Origin of the sequence: Actinoplanes sp. NPDC026623, assembly GCF_040638275.1 — a bacterium.
Classification (GTDB): Bacteria; Actinomycetota; Actinomycetes; order Mycobacteriales; family Micromonosporaceae; genus Actinoplanes.
This window is the reverse complement of record NZ_JBEZXZ010000185.1, coordinates 1-17,844: the sequence shown is the minus strand read 5'-3', so window position 1 is coordinate 17,844 and position 17,844 is coordinate 1. Positions and strand designations below refer to the sequence as shown.

Sequence of the window (17,844 nt, the reverse complement as noted above, 5' to 3'; positions counted from 1 at the left end):
GCGATGATCGACATCCCGGTGCCGGCGCCGGCCGCGTTGACCGCCCGCACGGTGCAGCGGTAACGGACACCCGCCCGTGCGCCGGGTGCGGCCGTGAACGCCGCGGCGCGGGCCGCGCCGGACGCGGTGGTCACGCTGGGCGTGCCGACCGCGGCGCCGTTGTCGGACAGCCGCTGGCAGGAGATCCGGTACGCGGTGACCGGCGCCCCGCCCGTCGTCGCCGGCGCCTTCCACCGGACGGTGGCGGTGAGCCGGCCGCCGGCCGTGCCCCGGGCGGTGGTCAGCGTCCGTGCGGCGCCGGGCACCGTCCGCGGCTGGACGATCGCCGAGGTCGCCGACCAGGCGCCGGCCCCCATGGCGTTCACGGCCCGGACCCTGAAGCGGTAGGGCGTCCCGTTGACCAGACCGGTGATCGTCAGCGCCGAGGCGGTGGCGGGCGCGGTCCGGATCCCGCCGACCTGACGGCCGGCCGAGTTGATGACCTGGATCTCGAAGCGGGTGAGCTGCGCGCCGCCGCGATCCGCCGGCGCGGTCCACCGGGCGATCGCCAGCGCGTTGCCCGCGGAGGCCGCCCGGATCGCCGGCCTGCCCGGCGCGGTCTGCTTGGCCGGCGGCACGCTCGGTGCCGGGCCGGGGTTGGCCGGCGGCACCGGGCCGACGGGACCGGTCGGGCCGGCGGGACCAGCCGGGCCGGTCGGACCGGCCGGACCTGCCGGAACGGTCGGATCGGTCGAGCCGCCCGGGCCGGTCGGATCGACAGGACCGGTCGGGCCGGTCGGATCGATCGGGCCGGTCGGATCGACGGGAGCGGTCGGCTCGGCGGTCGCGGCGACCACCGTGACCACACTGGAGATCTCCGAGGAGCCGCTGGCCCCGGCGGCGTTCACCGCGCGGACCCGGAACGTGTACTGCTGTCCCGGCACCAGATTGGCGAAGGTGAGCTCGGTGGCGGCCGGCCCGGCGCCGTCCACGTCGAGCACGACGCCGGTCTCGGCGTCGAGCGCCTGCACCTCGTAGCCGTAGATCGCCGTGCCGCCGTCGGCGGCCGGGGCCGTCCAGCGGACGAGCACGGTGCCGTTGCCGGCCGTCGCCACGCCGATCGCCGGCACACCGGGGGCCACAGGCGTCACCGCGGCGGCGGAGTCGCCGGGGGCCGGGTCGGTCGGCGGGGTCGTGACGACAGGCTCGGTCGGCGGGGTCGTGACCACAGGCGGGGTCGTGGTCGTGGCCACGGGCGGAGTCGTGGCAACGGACGGGGTCGTGACTTCCGCGCTGGGCGCCGGCGAGCTCGGTGTCACCGGGCCGGGGGTCTCCTCACCAGGCTCCTGGCCGTCATCGCCGGTGCCGTCATCGCCCGTGCCGCCGTCTTCGCCGGGCTCGGTGCCGGTTGCGGCCGCCTTGGGGACGACCGGGTCGGACGGGCCGACGAACTCGCCCGGGCCCGCCGCGGTCACGGCCCGGACCCGGAAGGTCACCGACACGTCGTTGGTGAGGCCGGCGACGACCAGGCTCGTGTCCTCGGCCTTCGCGGGAAGCAGCCGGGGCGTGGTGCCGTCGTTGACCTCGACCTCGTAACCGGTGACGGCCTCGCCCGACGTGCCCTCGGGCAGCGTCCAGACGACGGTCGCCGTGGCGTCGCCCGCCGAGGCGGAGACACCCGCGTACGCGTGCGGCGCGGTGACGTCCACGGTCTGGTCGGCGAACGCCAGCCGCTCGACGTTGCGCAGCGTGTCGGTGCCGTCGGGTCCGGTCACGATCAGGGCGTCGCGGACCGGGGTGACGGCGTACTGGTCGCGGTTGCCGGAGAAGACCGCGGTGTCCTGGCCGGCGGCCGGGGCGGTGAGGATCTCCCGGACCACGACGATGTCGCGAGGGTTGATCTTGCCGGCGAACACGTCCGCCTGCAGCTGCGTCATGCCGGCCGCCGTGCGCAGCTCCTTGTCCTTGTCCTTGCCGTTGCGGACGCTGAGCCGGACGCTGAGGTAGCGGTCGCCGTCGATGATGTCGTCGCCGCCGCGGCCCTCGATGGTGTCGTCGCCGGCCCCGCCGAGCAGGATGTTGCCCTCGCCCCACACGTTGCCGCGCAGCGCGCACGGGCGGCCGGTCTGGTTGCCGACGGCCGAGGCCGCGGTCGGCAGGTTCGTGACGATCTGGTCGAGGCCCGCGATCCGGGCGATGCCCGCGGCGTCGAGGGCGTCACAGCCGAGGAAGCCGCCGCCGCCGACGGTCGACGGGGTCAGGTCGTCGCCGCGCAGGATGTCGTTGCGGGCGCCGCCGGAGAGCGCCTCGAGCTCGTTGTACCGGTCGCGGACGCCGGCGGCGAGGATGTCCAGCGGGATCAGCGGAAGGTCCAGGTCGGAGTCCATCGGCTGGTCGTCGCCGCCCTGCTCGGCCCGGGCCGCGATGGACCAGTCGTAGCCCGAGCCGCCGGCGTTCTTCTCGATGCCGGGGCCCTGGACGCCGATGTCGTCGCCGCCCTCCATGTCGTAGTCGTCGTCGCCGCCCTGGCCGATCAGCACGTCGTGGCCGGGCTTGTTCGCGTCGTCCAGGAAGAACAGGTTGCCGCTGTCGCCCTGCAACAGGTCGGGGGAGTTGCCGCCCTCGACCCAGTCGTCGCCGGAGTCGCCCCAGGCGGCGTCCTCGCCGTCGCCGGCGTTGAGCATGTCGTCGCCCCTGCCGCCGAACGTCTGGTTGGCGTTCGCGCCGCCGTTGGTGAAGTCCTTGCCGGCGCCGCCCAGCACGATGTCGAGGCCGGGGCCGGCGTCGATCGCGTCGTGGCCGGGGCCGCCCTTGGTGATGTCGTCGCCGCCGAGGTCGGTGAGGATGTCGTCGCCCTCGCCGCCGAGCGCGATGTCGTTGCCCGCGCCGCCCTCGATGACGTCGTCGCCCTCGCCGCCCCAGACGGTGTCGTTGTCGTTGCCGGCGCCGACGCGGTCGCGGCCGTCCGTCCCGGCGTACACGGATTGTGCGTTGATGCCCGGCTTGTCGACGGAGTTGCGGGCCCGGTACTGGATCTTCCCGTCCGGCATGCGGATCAGCAGGGCCTTCTCGTCGCAGGCGCTGGCGGGGTCGTCGGCGACCTGGTTGCCGTACTGCTCGAAGCCGGCGGCCGTGCCGGCCAGGTTCGCCAGGTCGAACGCGCAGTCACTGGTGGCGAACGCGTCGGCGCGCAGGTTGCTGGCGCTGGTGGTGCGCGCGATCAGCTCCGCGAACGAGTTGCCCTCGAGCTGGCTGCGCAGGTTCATGCCCGGCGTACGGGCCAGGTAGTAGAGCCGGTCGCCGTTCTGCAGCCGGGTGAGCTGGTTCTCGAAGACGTAGTTGAAGGTGCTGCCGAGCAGGCCACCGAACGGGTTGGTGACCTCGGCGAGCCCGCCGATCCACAGGTCGACGGCGTCGAGCCCGGAGTTCGCGGCGGTCCAGGTGCCGGTCGCGTTCATGAACGCCGCCGCGTCGGCCGGGGCCTTGTCGCCGGGCTGGGGGTCGACGATCGCGCGGGCCGCGGCCCGCTTGGCGGCGACGGTGGTGGCCGCGACGATCTTCTTGTGCCGGCCGTACGCGGCGACGAAGTTGATCAGCGACTCGGGGTGCTTGAGGTGCTCGCCGAGGTCGACCCAGCTGGTGTACGGGGCGAGCTGGCCGTCGTTGGTCCGCTCGTGCAGGCTGCGCCGGAAGACGTTCAGGGACGGCACGCCCTCGGAGCGGCCCCGGGCGATGTTGATCGCCGCCAGGTCCATCGGCAGGCCGAGCAGGTTGTTGCGCAGCGTGTCGGTCATGAACTCGTCCAGCTCGTTGCCGACCTGGCCGGACATGCCGCGGACGATCTCGCCGGCGGCCTGCTGGGGCGTCAGCGTCCCGCCCTCGGTGTAGGCGGGCGGGTTGAGGAACCCGTCGAGCAGCGACATCGAGGCGTCCGAGCCGTCCTCGCGGGTCCGGGTGATGCTCTCGTCGAGCATCGAGTGGCCGAAGCGGTAGACGGCGTGCGCGAACTCGGCGTACACGGCCGGGTTCAGCTCGGTCTGGGTGAACGCGAACGGCTGGAACGGGTTGATCCCCGGCTGGATCTTGCGAGCGAACTCCTCGAAGACCAGGTGCTGGTACTCCATCTCGTTGACGAACCGGGCGGCCTGGAAGATCCGCTCGCCGTTCCAGGCGTTGCCGATCCGCCACTCCTTCAGCGCGGAGCCGTCGTCGGCGAGTACCCGCTCGATGTCGGCGACGAGCCGGTTGTGCTCGGCGTGGAAGACCTCGTGCACGGCGGTGAGGCCGATGTTCTCGTTGACCCGGCCGTCGCCCGCGATGTAGTGCGCGTCGAGCATCTCCTCGTCGTACGTGCCGGGGGGCTGCTTGGTGAAGTCGGCGCCGGCGGTGGTGTCGTCGTCGGGGCGGGGCGCGACCGGCGGGGTGGCCGGGTTGTGGTCGGTGTCGGCCGGGCTCGGGTCGGCGTGGTGCGCGATGTCGGTCAGGAACGGCGTGCCGAAGTGCAGCACGTCGGCGGGCACCCGGACCGGGTTCGCGACGTCGCCCTCGACCAGGCCGGAGCGGGTCACGTACTGCGGCAGGCCGCGGGCCGGGCCGGGCACGAACCGGCCGTACGGGTCGGCGAGGATCGCCGGGACGTCGAGGACGTCGGCGTCGCCGAGCTTGAGGCCGAGCAGCTTGCGGGCCTGCTTCTTGGTGTCCGCCCAGGTGGGCAGGCCGCCGAGGGGGCCGGCAAGCAGGTTGCCGGTCGACACCGGGCGGCCCTGCGGGTCCTTCGCGTACTCACGCAGGAAGACCTGGTGTGCCGCGTGCGAGGTGTACGCCTGCGAGTTGTCGACGTAGGGGGTGTCGGTGTTGACGGCGTCCTGCACGTCGTCGGCGGTGCCCAGCTTGCCGTCGGGGCCGGGCTGGTTGGCGGCCCGGGTGAGCACCATGAACCGCATCGAGGGCGGCACGTACCGGGCGTCGCCGGACTTCGGGTCGTCGGCGTTGCCGGCGATCCGGTCCGGTCCGGCGATCAGCGGGTCGTCGCCCTGCAGCGGCACGATCACGGTGCCGCCGCCCTTGACGGTCTGGTCGATGCCGTGGTCGAAGAACTGCCCGAAGAGGGTGAACCACGAGTTGTACGGCGCGGACAGCCCGACATCGGTGGTGACGTTCGGGATGAACAGCGTGTCGCCCTCGGACTTCGGCGTCGTCGCGCCGCCCTGGGACCGTACCGGCCTGCCGGCCGCCGCGACCGCCGCCGGGTTGTTCGCGGTCTGGTCGGCGATCAGGTTGCTGACCACGCGGGGCTGGGCGTCGACGACGGTGTTGTTCGCGCTCTTGTCGGCGTACGTGGTGGGGAAGGACGGGCTGCCGGGACCGAACATGTCGGCGGGGGCGCTCTCGGCCGCGCGGAAGTCCTTGCCGGCCATCCGCGGGAAGGTCTGGTCCGCCGCGCCGAACCGCTCCTGCCCGGCGGTGAGGTTGGTGCAGGTGCCGTCGACCGTGCGCAGGCCCATCGACAGCAGCGGGCTGTTCAGCTGGTTGGGCCCGGTGCCGAGCAGGGCGCCGCAGGGGCCGGTCGCGCTTGTGGTGTTCGCGACGTGCGCCTCAGCGATCTTGATCTGCTTGAGGATGTAGGCCAGGTCGGCGGCGGTGACGGTGAACCCCTGGCCGACCGGTGCGGCGGTGGCGGGGGTGGCCACCAGGCCGCTGGCGAGCAGGGACGTGAGCAGGGCGGTCAGGGCGGTGCGAAGCGGAAGCCTCATGGGACGCGTTCTCCGGGGGAGTCAGGGGAAAAGCGCTGAATTCGCACATCTTGGGCAATGGCGGTGTGGTCCACCTCGCGTCCGGCTGAGTGCACGCTGAAGGGCCGCCCCCGATACCGGGGACGGCCCTTCAGAAAGGCGGCAGGGTCAGCCGTGGTGGTGGCCGCCCTCGGGGGTCAGGTCGGGAATCCCGTTGGACAGGTCCACGCCGGGGCCGGGCAGATTCGCCGTGACCGCCACCCGGTCGGCCGGCACCCGCGCGGCGTGCCCCAGGGCCTGCCGCACGGCCTCGATCTGGCCATCGCTGAGGATCGCGCCGAAGTACCGGATGGTCAGCCCGGCGCGCTGCTTCGTGGTGACGTAGCGGTTCAGCGAGTCGGACAGGATGCCGTCGCGGTCCACCGTCGCCGAGACCTGGGCCGGCGTGAGGCCCGGCGCCGGGACGACCGCGAACGTCAGGTCGTGCAGGACCACCGGCGCCACCAGGTAGAACGCCACGCCGGCGGGCTGGTGGTCGCGCATGAACGCCTCGGCGTCCGGCACGGACACGCCCTCCGCCAGCACCAGCGTCTGCTCCGGCACCAGATACTCCAGCAGCTCGGGGCTGAACACCGCGAACGTCGCGTCGGTCAGCGCGCCGATCTTGGCCCGCTGTGCCGCCAGGCGCAGCTCACGGGCGATCTGCCCGCGATCGGCGCCCTTCGCCGGGTGAATCGCGATGGCCGCCCGCCGGCGCACCATCGGCCCGTCGAAGGTCGTCGTGGCCAGTTCGTCCCCGGCGTCATCGGTGACCGGTCCGGCGGCGGCCTGCGCCTGCGCCTGCGCCTGCGCCTGCGCCGGTCCGGCGAACCTGGTGCCCCAGCGGGCCATCGCCGCCACGCCGCACAGCACCAGGGCGAGCACCACGAACCACCGCAGGCCGAGGTCCCACTTGCGGCGCTTCATCACGTGCCCAGCGGGTAGCTCGGCGCGTACACCACCGGCTGTTCCGCCTCGGCGTCCGGGCACGCCGCGTCGGAGCTGATCGGGTCGTTGACGTTGACGTCACCCACCGCGAACTGGATCATCATGTCGCTGTCCTCGTGGACGAGGTTGTGGCAGTGCACCATGTACCGCCCGCCGGCGTTGCCGCCGCCGGTGGTGAACTGCATCAGCACGCTGACCGTCTCGTTCTCGCCGAGGTAGAAGACGTCCTTGCCGCCGCCCTCCCAGGCGTGCGCCTTGCCGTCCGGGGTGCTGTTGCGGCCGATGATCTGGCCGTCGATCAGGTGGATGTGCAGCGGGTGGAACCAGCCGCCCGACTCGTTGACCAGGTCCCAGATCTCGACGTCGTAGGGCTTCGGGTTGCCGAAGACCCGCTGGAAACCGGTCTTCTCGATGTCGTCCCACGTCTCGCCGTTGACGGTCCAGATGCCGTGCTTGCGCTCCACCCGCAGGCGGCGCCGGGCCGTCGCCATGTCGGGCGTCAGCTTGTTGACCTCGATCGCGCCCTGGCCCGCCCACGGCTGCGGCCCGAGATCGAGCGTCGTGGGGATCACGTACGGGTCGGGCCCGGCCGAATCGGCGACGACCTCGAACTGCATCACCTTGCCGGTGTTGCCGTAGTCCTCGTTGTTCTTGTTGCTGAGGTTCCGCAGCTCGACCTTGGTGCCCGGCTTGTACTTGCGGAAGTCGATGAGCACCTCGTAGCGCTCGGCGGGCGCGTGCCGCCAGGACTGCACCGCGTTGACCTTCGGGGTCATCCCGGCGTCGGTCGCGACGACGTAGACCGGCTCGTCGGTGCTCAGCTTGAACCGGTACGAACGGGAGATGCTGGACACGAGCACCCGAAACCGGTAGACGCGGGGCTTGACCCGCATCTTGGGCCACGGCACGCCGTTGACCATGATCACGTCGCCCATGAAGCCGGCGTTGTCCGAGTCGTCGAACTTCACCGAGCCGTCGGCCTTGAACGCCATGTCGCTGACGATCAGCGGGACGTCGTACTCGTCCTGGGGCAGCTGGGCGCGCTCGTACTTGTCGCTCAGGTGGTACTGCGCGGCCAGCCCGACGAACGCGTTCTTCGCCGTGACGCGGTGGTTGTGGTCGTGGTACCAGAGCGTGCGGGCCTGCTGCCAGTTCGGGTAGCGGTAGGTCTTGGCCTGCCCGGGGCGGGTGTGGTCGTTCGCGTACCCGTCGTACTGCGGCAGCGAGGCCGAGCCGTGCAGGTGGGTGACCGTGCTGAACTCGCCGCTGTACAGCGGGTGCGCGCCGAGCGCGTTCGCGATCCGGACCTCGGCGCGGGTGCCCTGCGGCACCTTGATGGTCGGGCCCGGGAAGATCCCGTTGTAGCCCGCGATCGTGGTGAGCAGGCCGGGCACGATGCTGGCCTGGCCGATCCGCTGGGTGAGCCGGTAGCGGTGGAACGGGCCCTTGTCGTCGACGCCCTGCTGGCACGGCATCAGCACCGGCGGGCGGCGGAACAGGTTCGTGTATGGCGTCGGTGTGTACTTCGCCGCGAGGGAGCTCTCGGCGGCAACCACTTCACCGCCGGTGCCGGCCACGATCATGCCGCCACCACCGATCGCGAGTGCGCCCTTGAGCAGACCTCGCCGAGTCAACATTCCGTCAGTCATCCATACTCTCCGTGTTTCGACGTGCCAGATCCGGCGCAGACGCTAGCGGCGGGTGCTGACGTGTCCCGGTGGAAAACCTGTCGTCGGCCTCTGCCCGCGTTCGCAACAACCTCAGGCAGGCCTGGTCAACTCCTCATGACCCGGCCCGAGCCGTCGATATCCGGCGTAATGCATGCTCTCGAGGAGGCCGGTCGGATGCGCGTCACGGTGTTGGGGTCGCTCATGGTGACCGACGACGGCGGTGCCGCCATGCCCGCCGGGGAGCTGCCCCGGCGCGCCCGGCAGGTGCTCGCGGTGCTGGCCGCCCGGCACGACCGCATCCAGTCGAAGGACGCCCTGGCCGACGCGGTCTGGGGCAACGAACTGCCCGGCAACCACGTCGCCACGCTGGAGCACTACGTGTCGATGATCCGGCGGCGCCTGCAGCCCTGCGGCAACGCGGCGACCTGGTTCATCGTCACCCGCAGCGGCGGATACCTGTTCGACACCAGCCGCGCCGGGCTCGACCTGGCCGAGCTTCGAGAGCAGACCCGCAGCCTGGACGCCCTCCCGCCGCACGGCCCCGAGCGCCTGGACGTGCACTCCTCGATCCTCGCCCTGGCCCGCCAGCTGCCGTTCCAGGAGGACCCGTACGCCGAGTGGGCCGAGCCGGCCCGCACCGAGGTGCAGGTCGCCACGGTCGACGCCCTCCTGGCGCTGGCCTGCGCCGCGCTGCCTGAGGATCCCGCGCGGTCGTTGCGCCTGGCCCAGGAGGCGATCGGGCTCAGCCCGTTCCTCGAGTCGGGGTACCAGGCGGCGATGATGGCGGCGGTCGCGATGGACCGGCCCGACCAGGCGCTGCGCATCTTCGACCGCTGCCGGCGGGTGCTCGACGAGGAGCTGGGCCTGCCGCCCTCGGCCGATCTGGTCCGCCTGCAGAGCGCCGCCCTGGCGCACCGCCTCCCCAAGCCCGCCGCGTCCGCGCGGCCGGCGGCCGGCCCCGTCACCGCCGCGCCGGCGGAGGCGACCGGCTTCCTCGGCCGCCACCACCAGATGGAGGCGCTGTTCGAACCGGCCACGCCGTCGGTCGTGCACGTCGTCGGCCCGGTCGGCGCGGGCAAGTCGGCGTTCGTGGCCGAGCTGGCCCGGCGGGCACCCGGCCGGGTCGGAATCGGACATGCCGGTTCGGCCGTGTTCCGGCTCGCCTGGCTGCGCGCCGTGCTGACCGACCTGGGAGCCGGGCCGGAGGTCCTCGCGGCCGTCGACGGCGCCCGCCCCGAACAGCCGCTCGGCCCCGGCGAGCTGGAGCTGATCGGCACCGTGTTCGACGGCCCCGAGCGGGTCTTCCTGGCCGTGGACGACGCCGCCGACCTGGACGGTGCCAGCGTCGCGGAGCTGGCCTGGCTGGGCCGGCGCTGCCCGCGGCTGCGGATCGTGCTGACCTACCACTACCCGTCCCAGGTCATCGACCGGCCGCTGGCGGCGCTGAACACCACGGCGGTGCTGCGGCTCGGCCCGCTGAGCGCGGACGAGCTGGCGGCGCTGGGCGACGACCGGACGGCCGAGCGCAGCGGCGGGATTCCCGCGCTGGTGGCGGTCGCGACCCGGCCGCCCGAGATCGCCTGCGCGGTCGCCATGCAGATCGCCCGGCAGCGGACCCGGTGGATGCGCGAGCCGGCCTGGGACGTGCTGCGCCTGTGCGCGGTGCTCGGCCCGCTGAGCGCGGCCGACCTGGTCCCGCTCACCGGCCGTTCGGTGCAGCAGGTGCTGGCCTCGATCGACGAACTGGTGCACGCCCACCTGCTGCGCGACGAGCCCGACGGCACCGTGCGGCATCGCAGCTCGCTGATCCGCGACGCCATCCGGGAGCAGGTGTCGCAGGCGTCCACCGCGCACCTGCGCGAACAGCTGACGGCGGCCTCCTGAGGGAGACCGCCGCCGCTGACCTGCCTGTTCAGTTCGTCAGTTGGTCACGTTCACCGCGAAGGCGAGCTGCTGCGCGCCGGTCGTCGTGACGAAGCTGACCGTGCGCACGGCGCCCGGGTTGGTGCCGGTCACCCGCAGGTCGAACGCCCCGGTGCCGTCAACGGTCACCGGCGCACCGATCGTCTGGCCGGTGAGCGTGCTGCCGAGGACCACGGCGACCCGCTGGCCCGCGAGCAGGCTGCTGGTACCCGAGATCCGCCACTCGTTGCTGTTGGTGCGGTAGCGCACCGAGAGGCCGGACAGCGTCTCCGGCTGCGGGCGGATGAAGATCCTGCTGCTGTCGACGCCGGTCGGGGTCTTGACCGTCAGCTCGAGCTCCACCGCATCGTTGTTGTAGGCGAAGCCCTTGTTCGGGCCGGGCACCGCGGGCAGCGCCTGCACCGGGAAGGTGAACGTCGGCTTCGCGCTGGTCGGATTGATCAGCGTGACCGGCGGACCGGACACCTGCCGCCACGAGTACGTCTCGGCGCCGACCGACTTGGAGCCGTCCAGCGCGACCGTGCGGCCCCGGACCACGACCTGATCCGGGCCGGGCTTGGCCTTCGGCGCGGCCGGCACGACCACGTTGACGGTCACCGGCGCCGGCACGCTGTCGCCGCCGGGCCCGTGCACGGTCAGCGTGAACCTGTACCTGTCCGCCACGGTCGGCACGAACGTGGTCGTGGACCCGTTCGGGTCCGACAGCGTGACCGCCGGCCCGGCGGTCTGCGTCCAGGTGTACCCGTCGATCTCACCGGCCGAGCCGGCGGCGTCCAGGCGGACCGTCTGCCCGACGACGGGTGCGGCGTCGGCCGTCGGCCCGGCCACCGGGGCGCTCGGCAGGAACGGCCGGCCGGTGCCCGCCACCGGGACGGTCGCGGACCCGCCCGCGGACGAGGTGACCGTGATCGCGGCCGGCGGAGCGACGACGTTCTGGAACGGCGCGTCGGTGAGCGGGCCGAACCCGGCGACCGAGAAGGCCGGGGGCTGCTTGAGGTCACTGGAGGCGGCGGAGACCGCCAGGGTCTGCGCGTCGGCGTCGTACGCGAGGCCGGTGACCGTGACGAGGTCGACCAGTTCCCGCGACTTGCGGGTGACCGGACGATCGCTCGAGTTCATCACCTCGATCTTCGTGCCCCTCGGCACGGAACCGCTGAGCGGGAACCGGCCGTAGTAGCGGCCCCCGCTGCCGCGCAGGCGGGTGTTGTGGAAGCCCAGCGTCTGGTTGCCGACGATCTCGATGACCTGGTCGGTCTCGCTGCTCGCGAACACCTCGACCGTGCCGGTGCCGTCCGGGTTCGCCGTGTAGGTGGCCTGGTCGATGTCGACGCCGCCGTTGGTCGCGAGCCGGCCCTGGACGCTGAACAGGTCCGTGAAGCCGACCTCGCTGAGCACCGCCCCGGAGGCCGGGTCCAGCCGCTCGACGCGCACGAAGTTCGTGTCGTACGGGCTGCCGACGACCTTGTGGTTGACGGCGGGGTCGCCGGTGTAGCCGGCTGGCGCGGCGGCCCCCGCGTTCGGGTCCCACTTCAGGAACGGCCCGATCCGGCTGCTCAGGACACCACCGAACGCGCCCGGCGCGATGCCGACGTCCTCGGTCATGTTCACGCCCTTGTCACCAGCGACGATGTCGTCGATCCCGTACGGGTGGGTGATGCGGAAACGCTGGCCGGTGGGTGCGTCGAACCGGATCCGGACCCGGCCGAAGACCACCTGGTCCCCGGGGATCGGGTCCTCGCGGGCGAACGCCGCCTCGACGTTCATGCCGACCGTCACCCGGGCGCCACCGGCGATCGGGAAGTCGGCGCCGGCGAGCTGGTAGAAGGACTCACCGGGGAAGTTGTCCGGGAACGACACCGGCTCGTCGGGGTGGGGCATCTCGTCGGCGGCCGCAGGGCACAGCAGGTCGCCCGGGTCGGTGCAGAGCTCCAGCCGGACGTTGTTGCTGTCCCGGTACCAGGCGGGGAAACCGTGCTCGGCGATCGGACCGATCTGCACGAGAGTGCCAGTTCGCCCGGTGGCCGGTGTGATGGCCACTGCGGCGGCGGTGCCGGCAACCGCCGCCACCGCCGTCACGATCACGCCGAGCGTGACCGGCAGGCGAGCCAGTGTCTTCTTCATGGCGCTCCTAAGATTCTGGAGTCGCCACCATATGGACGCGCCCTTTGGCGTTCCTGTGGTCCCGCTGAGGCGGCCGGGCCGCGACGCGACGGCCGCCTCAGCGGTCCCGTTCGGCCAGGACGGGCTGGTCGCCGGCGCAGCTGACCCGGACCTTGACCCGGTCGTGGTCGTCGGCGGCGCCCCGGAACTCGCCCTCCGCCTGCGCCCGCGGGCCCTGGTCGCGCTCGTGCACGGCGTACCCGGCCAGCGGCGACATGGCGACGATCTCGACCCGGCCGTCCCGGCACCGGGCCACGACGGTGCCGCCCTGGGTGCGGAACGAGCGGAGCCCGGCCGACGGCGCCCTGCCGCCGCCCGTGGGCGCGGTGGCGGCGGGCGCGGAGGTCTCTGCCGGGGTGGGTTCCGGCTCGGCGACGGCGGCGGGTCCGGTCGACGCCGGGCCGTCGCCGGTGGTGGGCGTCGCGCGCGCGGCAAGCTCGCGGGCCACCTCCGCCGCCGACCGGGTCCGCCCCGCGTCCGAGGTGAGGCCGTCGCCGATCACCCGGACCGCGGCCAGCCCGACCAGCACGGCCAGCACCGCCACGCCGATCCAGCCGGCGGTGCCGAGCAGCGTTCGTCGCGTCATGGGGCCGACTATGCCGTCTCGAACGCTAACGCCGGGCCCGCAACGCGCTAAGGGAAGGTTAAGCCGCAGGTGGCGGGCGGCTCCGGGCTACCGTGCGGTGGTGGCCCACCTGTTGCTGATCGAGGACGACCCGGCGATCCGCACCCACCTGCTGCGCGCGCTGCGCGAGCGGGGCCACGCCGTCGCCGCCTGCGGCACCGCCATGCAGGGCCTGCAGACCGCCCTGGCCGAGCGCCCCGACCTGGTCGTGCTCGACCTCGGCCTGCCCGACCTCGACGGCCGCGAACTGCTGCGCATGCTCCGCGCGGTCAGTCCCGTCCCCGTGATCGTCGCAACCGCCCGCGACGACGACACCGACATCGTCCAGGTATTGGACGCCGGCGCCGACGACTACCTCGTCAAACCCTTCACCGCCGCACAACTCGACGCCCGGATCCGGGCCGTGCTGCGCCGCGGCGGCGAGAACCGGCCGGAGCAGGCCGAGATCATCGTCGGCGGCCTGCGCCTCGACGCCGGCGCCCGGACCGCGTCGCTGGACGGCACGCCGCTGGAACTCACCCCCCGCGAGTTCGACCTGCTGCACTACCTGGCCGGCCGCCCCGGACAGGTGGTGTCGAAACGGGAACTGCTGGCCGAGGTGTGGCAGGTGCCGTACGGCGGCGCCGACAAGACCGTCGACGTGCACCTGTCCTGGCTGCGCCGCAAGCTCGGCGAGACCGCGCAGGCGCCGCGCTACCTGCACACCGTGCGAGGGGTCGGCGTGCGGCTGAACGAGCCGGCATGAGACGCCGCCTCACCCTGCTGGTGGCCGCCACCACCTGCCTGGTGCTGCTGGCGTTCCTGGTGCCGCTGGCGTTTCTCGTACGCCAGGTCGCCGCGGACCGGGCGGTCAGCAGGGCCGACGACGTGGTCCGGGCGATCGTGCCGCTGGTCGCCACCAGCGACGCGGGCGAGCTGGAGCTGTCGCTGAGCGGGGCGTCGGTGCCGGTGACGGTCTATCTGCCGGACGGGCGGGTGCTCGGCGCCCCGGCGCCGCCCACCGCGGCGGTGCGGCTGGCGAGCGCGGCCGGGCAGACGTTCACCGTCGACGGCCCCGCGGGCCGGGAGATCGTCGTGCCGGTGGTCACCGCGCACGGCACGGCCGTGGTCCGCACGGTGGTGCCGCGCGCGGAGCTGACCGACGGGGTCGGCAAGGCGTGGCTGGTGCTCGCCGGGCTCGGCATCGCCCTGGTGCTGCTGGGCCTGGTGGTCGCGGACCGGTTCGCCCGGAATCTGGTCGCACCGATCGCGGAGCTGTCCGCGGTCTCGCACCGGCTGGCGCGGGCGGAGCTGTCGGCGCGGGCCACGCCCGCCGGGCCGCCCGAACTGCGCGAGGTGGCCGGCGCGCTGAATCACCTGGCCGGGCGCATCCAGGACCTGCTGCGCCAGGAACGTGAACAGGTCGCGGACCTGTCACACCGGCTCCGCACCCCGCTGACCGCGCTGCGGCTGGAGGCCGAGACGCTGCGTGACCCCGACGACGCGGCCCGGCTCGCCGACGCCGCGGACGCGATCGAGCGGGCCGTCACCGCGATCATCCTGCAGGCCCGCCGCCGCGGCTCGAAACGCCCGAGGACCGGCTGCGACGCCACCGCCGTGGTGTCCGAGCGGGTCGCGTTCTGGTCCGTGCTGGCCGACGACACCGACCGGGCAGTGCATCGTGAGCTGCCCGGCACGCCGCTGCCGGTGGCGGTGCCGGCCGACGACCTCGCCGCGGCGCTCGACGCCCTGCTCGGCAACGTCTTCGCACACACCCCGGACGGCACCGATCTCGCGGTGTCGCTGACCGCGCGGCCCGGCGGCGGCGGCGTCCTGGCCATATCGGATTCCGGGCCGGGATTCCCGCAATCCGCGCCGCGCCGCGGGGTGTCCGGCTCGGGCTCGACCGGCCTGGGCCTGGACATCGCCCGGCAGGCCGCCGAGACCGGCGGCGGGAGCATGCGGGTCGAGGCCGGAAGCGACGGCGGCGCCCGGGTGGTGCTCGAACTGGCCGGGCCCTTAACCATGGCTTAGCGATCGCACAGCGCGCCGCTAATCCCCGCTGGGCCACTGTGCAGAGGTCAAACAGCCCGCCGCACCGGAGGCACCACGATGATCAAGCTACGCCCCGTTTCCACCCTCGCCCTCGGCGTCACCGCCGCGCTCGCCCTCGGCGGCACCGCGCTCGCCGCCGGCGCCGACGACCCGGCACCCGCACGCTCGTCCGACGACCGCGGCGGCGCCGTGCCGATGCTGCCGAACGGCGACCCGGTGCCGACGGGCTCGGCGGACGACGACTTCTCGACGCCGGCCCCGGCGCCCGCCACCACGGGGGCCGCGTCGCCGGCTGCCGTCGACATCGACGCCGCCCGCGCGATCGCGCTGGGCGTCGCCGGCGGCGGCCGGGTCACCGGCATCGAGGCCGAGACCGAGCACGGCCGCGCGGTCTGGGACATCGACGTCGTGACCAACGGCGTGCGGCACGACATCGACGTGGACCGGGCCACCGGCGCGGTGCTGCGGCACCGCACCAAGGGTTCGGACCGGGTGAAGACCCGCTCGTCCGACGACAACGGCACCGACGACCGCCGCGACCACGGCACCGACGACCACGGCACGGACGACAACGGCACCGACGACAACGGCACCGACGACCACGGCCAGGGCGGCGGGCACGGCGCCGACGACAACGGCGCCGACGACCACGGCCGGCACGGCGGGCACGGCTCCGACGACTGATCCAGACGCGGCGGGGCCCGTGGTTCGCCACGGTGCCCCGCCACCGCGGGCGTTCGGTGCTACGTTGCGGCGTACAGGTCATGAGTGCCAGCGCACAGCCCCGGCTTGCTGGCCGGCAACCCTCCGTTCGCGGGCGGGGTGCTCCGGGTGAGGACCGGGCCCGGCACGGAGGTGCCGGGCAAGCCGCGAAGCACCGGAGGGTGTCGTCATGGGTTCCGTACTACTGCTCCGGCCCGCGGGTCCGGACGACGCCGACCGGATCGCCGACCTGCACGCCGACAGCTGGCGCCGGCATTATCGGGGCGCCTATGCCGACTCGTTCCTGGACGGCGACGTGGCGGCCGATCGCCGTACCGTGTGGTCGGCGCGGCTGGCCACCCCGGCCGGCACGGACACCGTCGTCGCCGAGCGGGACGGCCGGCTGGTGGGCTTCATCCACTGCGTCCTCGACGCCGACGCCACGTGGGGGAGTCTCGTCGACAACCTGCACGTGGTCCACGATCAGCACCGGACCGGCCTCGGCACCCGGCTGCTGGCCCGCGCGGCCCGGGCCGTCGTCGATCGAGCGGCCGGCGACGCGATGTTCCTCTGGGTGCTGCGGCAGAACGCCGCGGCACAGCGGTTCTACCGCGCGTCAGGTGCGATCCGTGCGGAGACCGCGACGGTGTCGCCGCCCGGCGGCGACCCGAGCCGCCTCAACGGCACACCCGTGAAGCTGCGGATGGCCTGGTCCGACGCCTCGAGCCTGGTCCGCCGCTGAATTACTCCGAGACCGGCTCGCGCAGCATGAAGACGTCCACCGGATCCTCGGACACGAGGGTGAATCCGTGCCGCTCGTACAGCCGGCGGGCCGGGCTGCCCCGCAACACGTTGAGCCGGACGCGAATGCCGTCGCGGTCGCACCGCTCCAGCAGGCTGCGCAGCACGGCCGTGCCGATCCCGCTGCCCTGCAGGTGCGGGGCCAGGTAGAAGTGCTCCAGCCAGTGCGCGTCCGCGGCGGGCCGCAGCGACACGCAGCCGGCGAACGCGCCGCCCACCTCGATCACCCTGGTGTGCCCGGGTTCGAATCCGTCCCGCAGCCGCTGCCGCACCCGGTGCTCGTCGTACCGCCCGAGCCGCTCCAGGTCCGCCCGGAGCACCACGGCCCGTAGCTCGGCCACCGCCTCGACGTCCGCCCACGAAGCCGATCTAGTCGCCCAGTCCGCCATGATCGTCAAACTACCGCGCCGGTCTGTGCCGGGGTCCCGGCCCGCGAGGGGGCTGCCGGCCGGGACCCCGGCAGCTACTTGCGCGGTAGCAGCTTCGTCACGTGCGCCGGGACCTTGACGTCGACGGGCAGGCCGTGGCCCGAGTACGTCCAGCGCACCGTGTTGTAGAACTTCGCGTCCGCGTCACCCTTCGGGTGGGCGAGGGTGTAGTCGTAGGACATGGCGGTCACCAGGCCCGACTTCGGGTCGACCTGGATCGTGCCGGCCACCGGGATGACGGCGGGGCGGTCGGGGGTGCCGGGCTTCCAGGCGAAGCCGAACGCGTACGAGGTGGCGCTGGTCTTCGTCACCGTGCCGGCCTTCTTCAGGGCGGCGAACTGGTCGACGAATTCGACGGTGGCCAGCGGGTTGAGCAGGCCGGTGTTGTCGACGTCGTCGATCAGGCTGTCGGTGGGGCTGGTCCGGAACTGGAACCACCTGTCGCCCTTCTGGCGGTAGTAGTCCTTCCCGATCAGCCGCTGCTGCATGCGGCCGGTCTCCGTGGTGGAGTAGCCCTTCGGCCCGCGCGGGTCGTAGGCGCCGGTGGAGCGGCGCGGCGGCACGACCTTCTCCTTGCCGAACTCCACCGACCTGCCGCCGAAGATCACCGAGAACCGGAAGCTGGTCTCCGCGGACGCCCGCACGGCGGCGACCAGCTGGAGGGCGGGCGTGTCGGCGGGTGCGGCTGAGGTGGTGGTGGGGGCGACGGCGCTGACGGCCGGGGCGCGGCGGGCCCGAGGTGAGGGTCCACGTCTGGTTGCTCTGACCGTTGCAGTCGTAGAGCTGCACCCTCGTGCCGTTGC

12 protein-coding genes and 1 riboswitch are annotated in these 17,844 nt (G+C 73.2%); of the genes, 5 read left to right on the top strand and 7 right to left on the bottom strand.

What is annotated here, in order from left to right; all coding sequences use genetic code 11:
• The 3 genes from AB0F10_RS35845 to AB0F10_RS35835 form a co-directional block, all read right to left on the bottom strand.
• A partial coding sequence (locus tag AB0F10_RS35845) for a peroxidase family protein (RefSeq protein WP_360635691.1) occupies positions 1 to 5,732 on the bottom strand: 5,732 nt, incomplete at its 3' end.
• Positions 5,733 to 5,879: 147 nt separating this feature from the next.
• The gene (locus AB0F10_RS35840) at positions 5,880 to 6,680 is read right to left on the bottom strand and encodes a hypothetical protein (RefSeq protein ID WP_360635688.1); all 801 of its coding nucleotides are present in this window, start codon (positions 6,678 to 6,680) and stop codon (positions 5,880 to 5,882) included.
• Positions 6,677 to 8,347: a multicopper oxidase domain-containing protein gene (locus AB0F10_RS35835; protein WP_360635685.1), complete on the bottom strand. Its 1,671-nt coding sequence runs from the start codon at positions 8,345 to 8,347 to the stop codon at positions 6,677 to 6,679. The genes AB0F10_RS35840 and AB0F10_RS35835 overlap by 4 nt, the downstream gene beginning before the upstream one ends.
• Before the next feature lie 195 nt (positions 8,348 to 8,542).
• Here AB0F10_RS35835 and AB0F10_RS35830 point away from each other — a divergent pair, with 195 nt between their 5' ends.
• Positions 8,543 to 10,252 carry a BTAD domain-containing putative transcriptional regulator gene (locus tag AB0F10_RS35830; protein WP_360635681.1) on the top strand — a complete coding sequence of 570 codons (1,710 nt, stop codon included), beginning with the start codon at positions 8,543 to 8,545 and terminating at the stop codon, positions 10,250 to 10,252.
• Between the two features lie 36 nt (positions 10,253 to 10,288).
• Here AB0F10_RS35830 and AB0F10_RS35825 read toward each other — a convergent pair whose 3' ends face one another.
• Positions 10,289 to 12,412, bottom strand: a complete 2,124-nt coding sequence (locus AB0F10_RS35825; protein WP_360635678.1) for a PKD domain-containing protein — start codon at positions 12,410 to 12,412, stop codon at positions 10,289 to 10,291.
• A gap of 97 nt (positions 12,413 to 12,509) precedes the next feature.
• Positions 12,510 to 13,037 carry a hypothetical protein gene (locus AB0F10_RS35820; RefSeq protein WP_360635675.1) on the bottom strand — a complete coding sequence of 176 codons (528 nt, stop codon included), beginning with the start codon at positions 13,035 to 13,037 and terminating at the stop codon, positions 12,510 to 12,512.
• A gap of 100 nt (positions 13,038 to 13,137) precedes the next feature.
• Here AB0F10_RS35820 and AB0F10_RS35815 point away from each other — a divergent pair, with 100 nt between their 5' ends.
• The 4 genes from AB0F10_RS35815 (at position 13,138) to AB0F10_RS35800 (ending at position 16,554) form a co-directional block, all read left to right on the top strand.
• Positions 13,138 to 13,821 carry a response regulator transcription factor gene (locus AB0F10_RS35815; protein ID WP_360635672.1) on the top strand — a complete coding sequence of 228 codons (684 nt, stop codon included), beginning with the start codon at positions 13,138 to 13,140 and terminating at the stop codon, positions 13,819 to 13,821.
• Positions 13,818 to 15,089, top strand: a complete 1,272-nt coding sequence (locus AB0F10_RS35810; RefSeq protein ID WP_360635669.1) for a HAMP domain-containing sensor histidine kinase — start codon at positions 13,818 to 13,820, stop codon at positions 15,087 to 15,089. Before AB0F10_RS35815 ends, AB0F10_RS35810 begins: the two co-directional genes overlap by 4 nt.
• A 78-nt stretch (positions 15,090 to 15,167) precedes the next feature.
• Positions 15,168 to 15,794, top strand: coding sequence for a PepSY domain-containing protein (locus AB0F10_RS35805; protein WP_360635666.1), 627 nt, complete (start codon positions 15,168 to 15,170; stop codon positions 15,792 to 15,794).
• Positions 15,795 to 15,870: 76 nt separating this feature from the next.
• Positions 15,871 to 15,985: riboswitch (SAM riboswitch) on the top strand.
• A gap of 17 nt (positions 15,986 to 16,002) precedes the next feature.
• Positions 16,003 to 16,554, top strand: coding sequence for a GNAT family N-acetyltransferase (locus tag AB0F10_RS35800; protein WP_360635663.1), 552 nt, complete (start codon positions 16,003 to 16,005; stop codon positions 16,552 to 16,554).
• Between the two features lies 1 nt (position 16,555).
• Here the strand turns inward: AB0F10_RS35800 and AB0F10_RS35795 are convergent, their stop codons facing one another.
• Positions 16,556 to 17,002 carry a GNAT family N-acetyltransferase gene (locus AB0F10_RS35795; protein WP_360635660.1) on the bottom strand — a complete coding sequence of 149 codons (447 nt, stop codon included), beginning with the start codon at positions 17,000 to 17,002 and terminating at the stop codon, positions 16,556 to 16,558.
• 74 nt (positions 17,003 to 17,076) lie between these two features.
• Entirely contained in the window at positions 17,077 to 17,685 is a 609-nt protein-coding gene (locus AB0F10_RS35790) for a hypothetical protein (protein WP_360635657.1), read from the bottom strand.
• Between the last annotated feature and the right edge of the window lie 159 nt (positions 17,686 to 17,844).

Excerpts from the sequence above, each read along its gene's own strand:
- AB0F10_RS35835 (WP_360635685.1), bottom strand. The coding sequence starts at position 8,347 with ATGACTGACGGAATGTTGACTCGGCGAGGTCTGCTCAAGGGCGCACTC.
- AB0F10_RS35830 (WP_360635681.1), top strand. The coding sequence starts at position 8,543 with ATGCGCGTCACGGTGTTGGGGTCGCTCATGGTGACCGACGACGGCGGT.
- AB0F10_RS35825 (WP_360635678.1), bottom strand. The coding sequence starts at position 12,412 with ATGAAGAAGACACTGGCTCGCCTGCCGGTCACGCTCGGCGTGATCGTG.
- AB0F10_RS35820 (WP_360635675.1), bottom strand. The coding sequence starts at position 13,037 with ATGACGCGACGAACGCTGCTCGGCACCGCCGGCTGGATCGGCGTGGCG.
- AB0F10_RS35810 (WP_360635669.1), top strand. The coding sequence starts at position 13,818 with ATGAGACGCCGCCTCACCCTGCTGGTGGCCGCCACCACCTGCCTGGTG.
- AB0F10_RS35805 (WP_360635666.1), top strand. The coding sequence starts at position 15,168 with ATGATCAAGCTACGCCCCGTTTCCACCCTCGCCCTCGGCGTCACCGCC.
- AB0F10_RS35800 (WP_360635663.1), top strand. The coding sequence starts at position 16,003 with ATGGGTTCCGTACTACTGCTCCGGCCCGCGGGTCCGGACGACGCCGAC.
- AB0F10_RS35795 (WP_360635660.1), bottom strand. The coding sequence starts at position 17,002 with ATGGCGGACTGGGCGACTAGATCGGCTTCGTGGGCGGACGTCGAGGCG.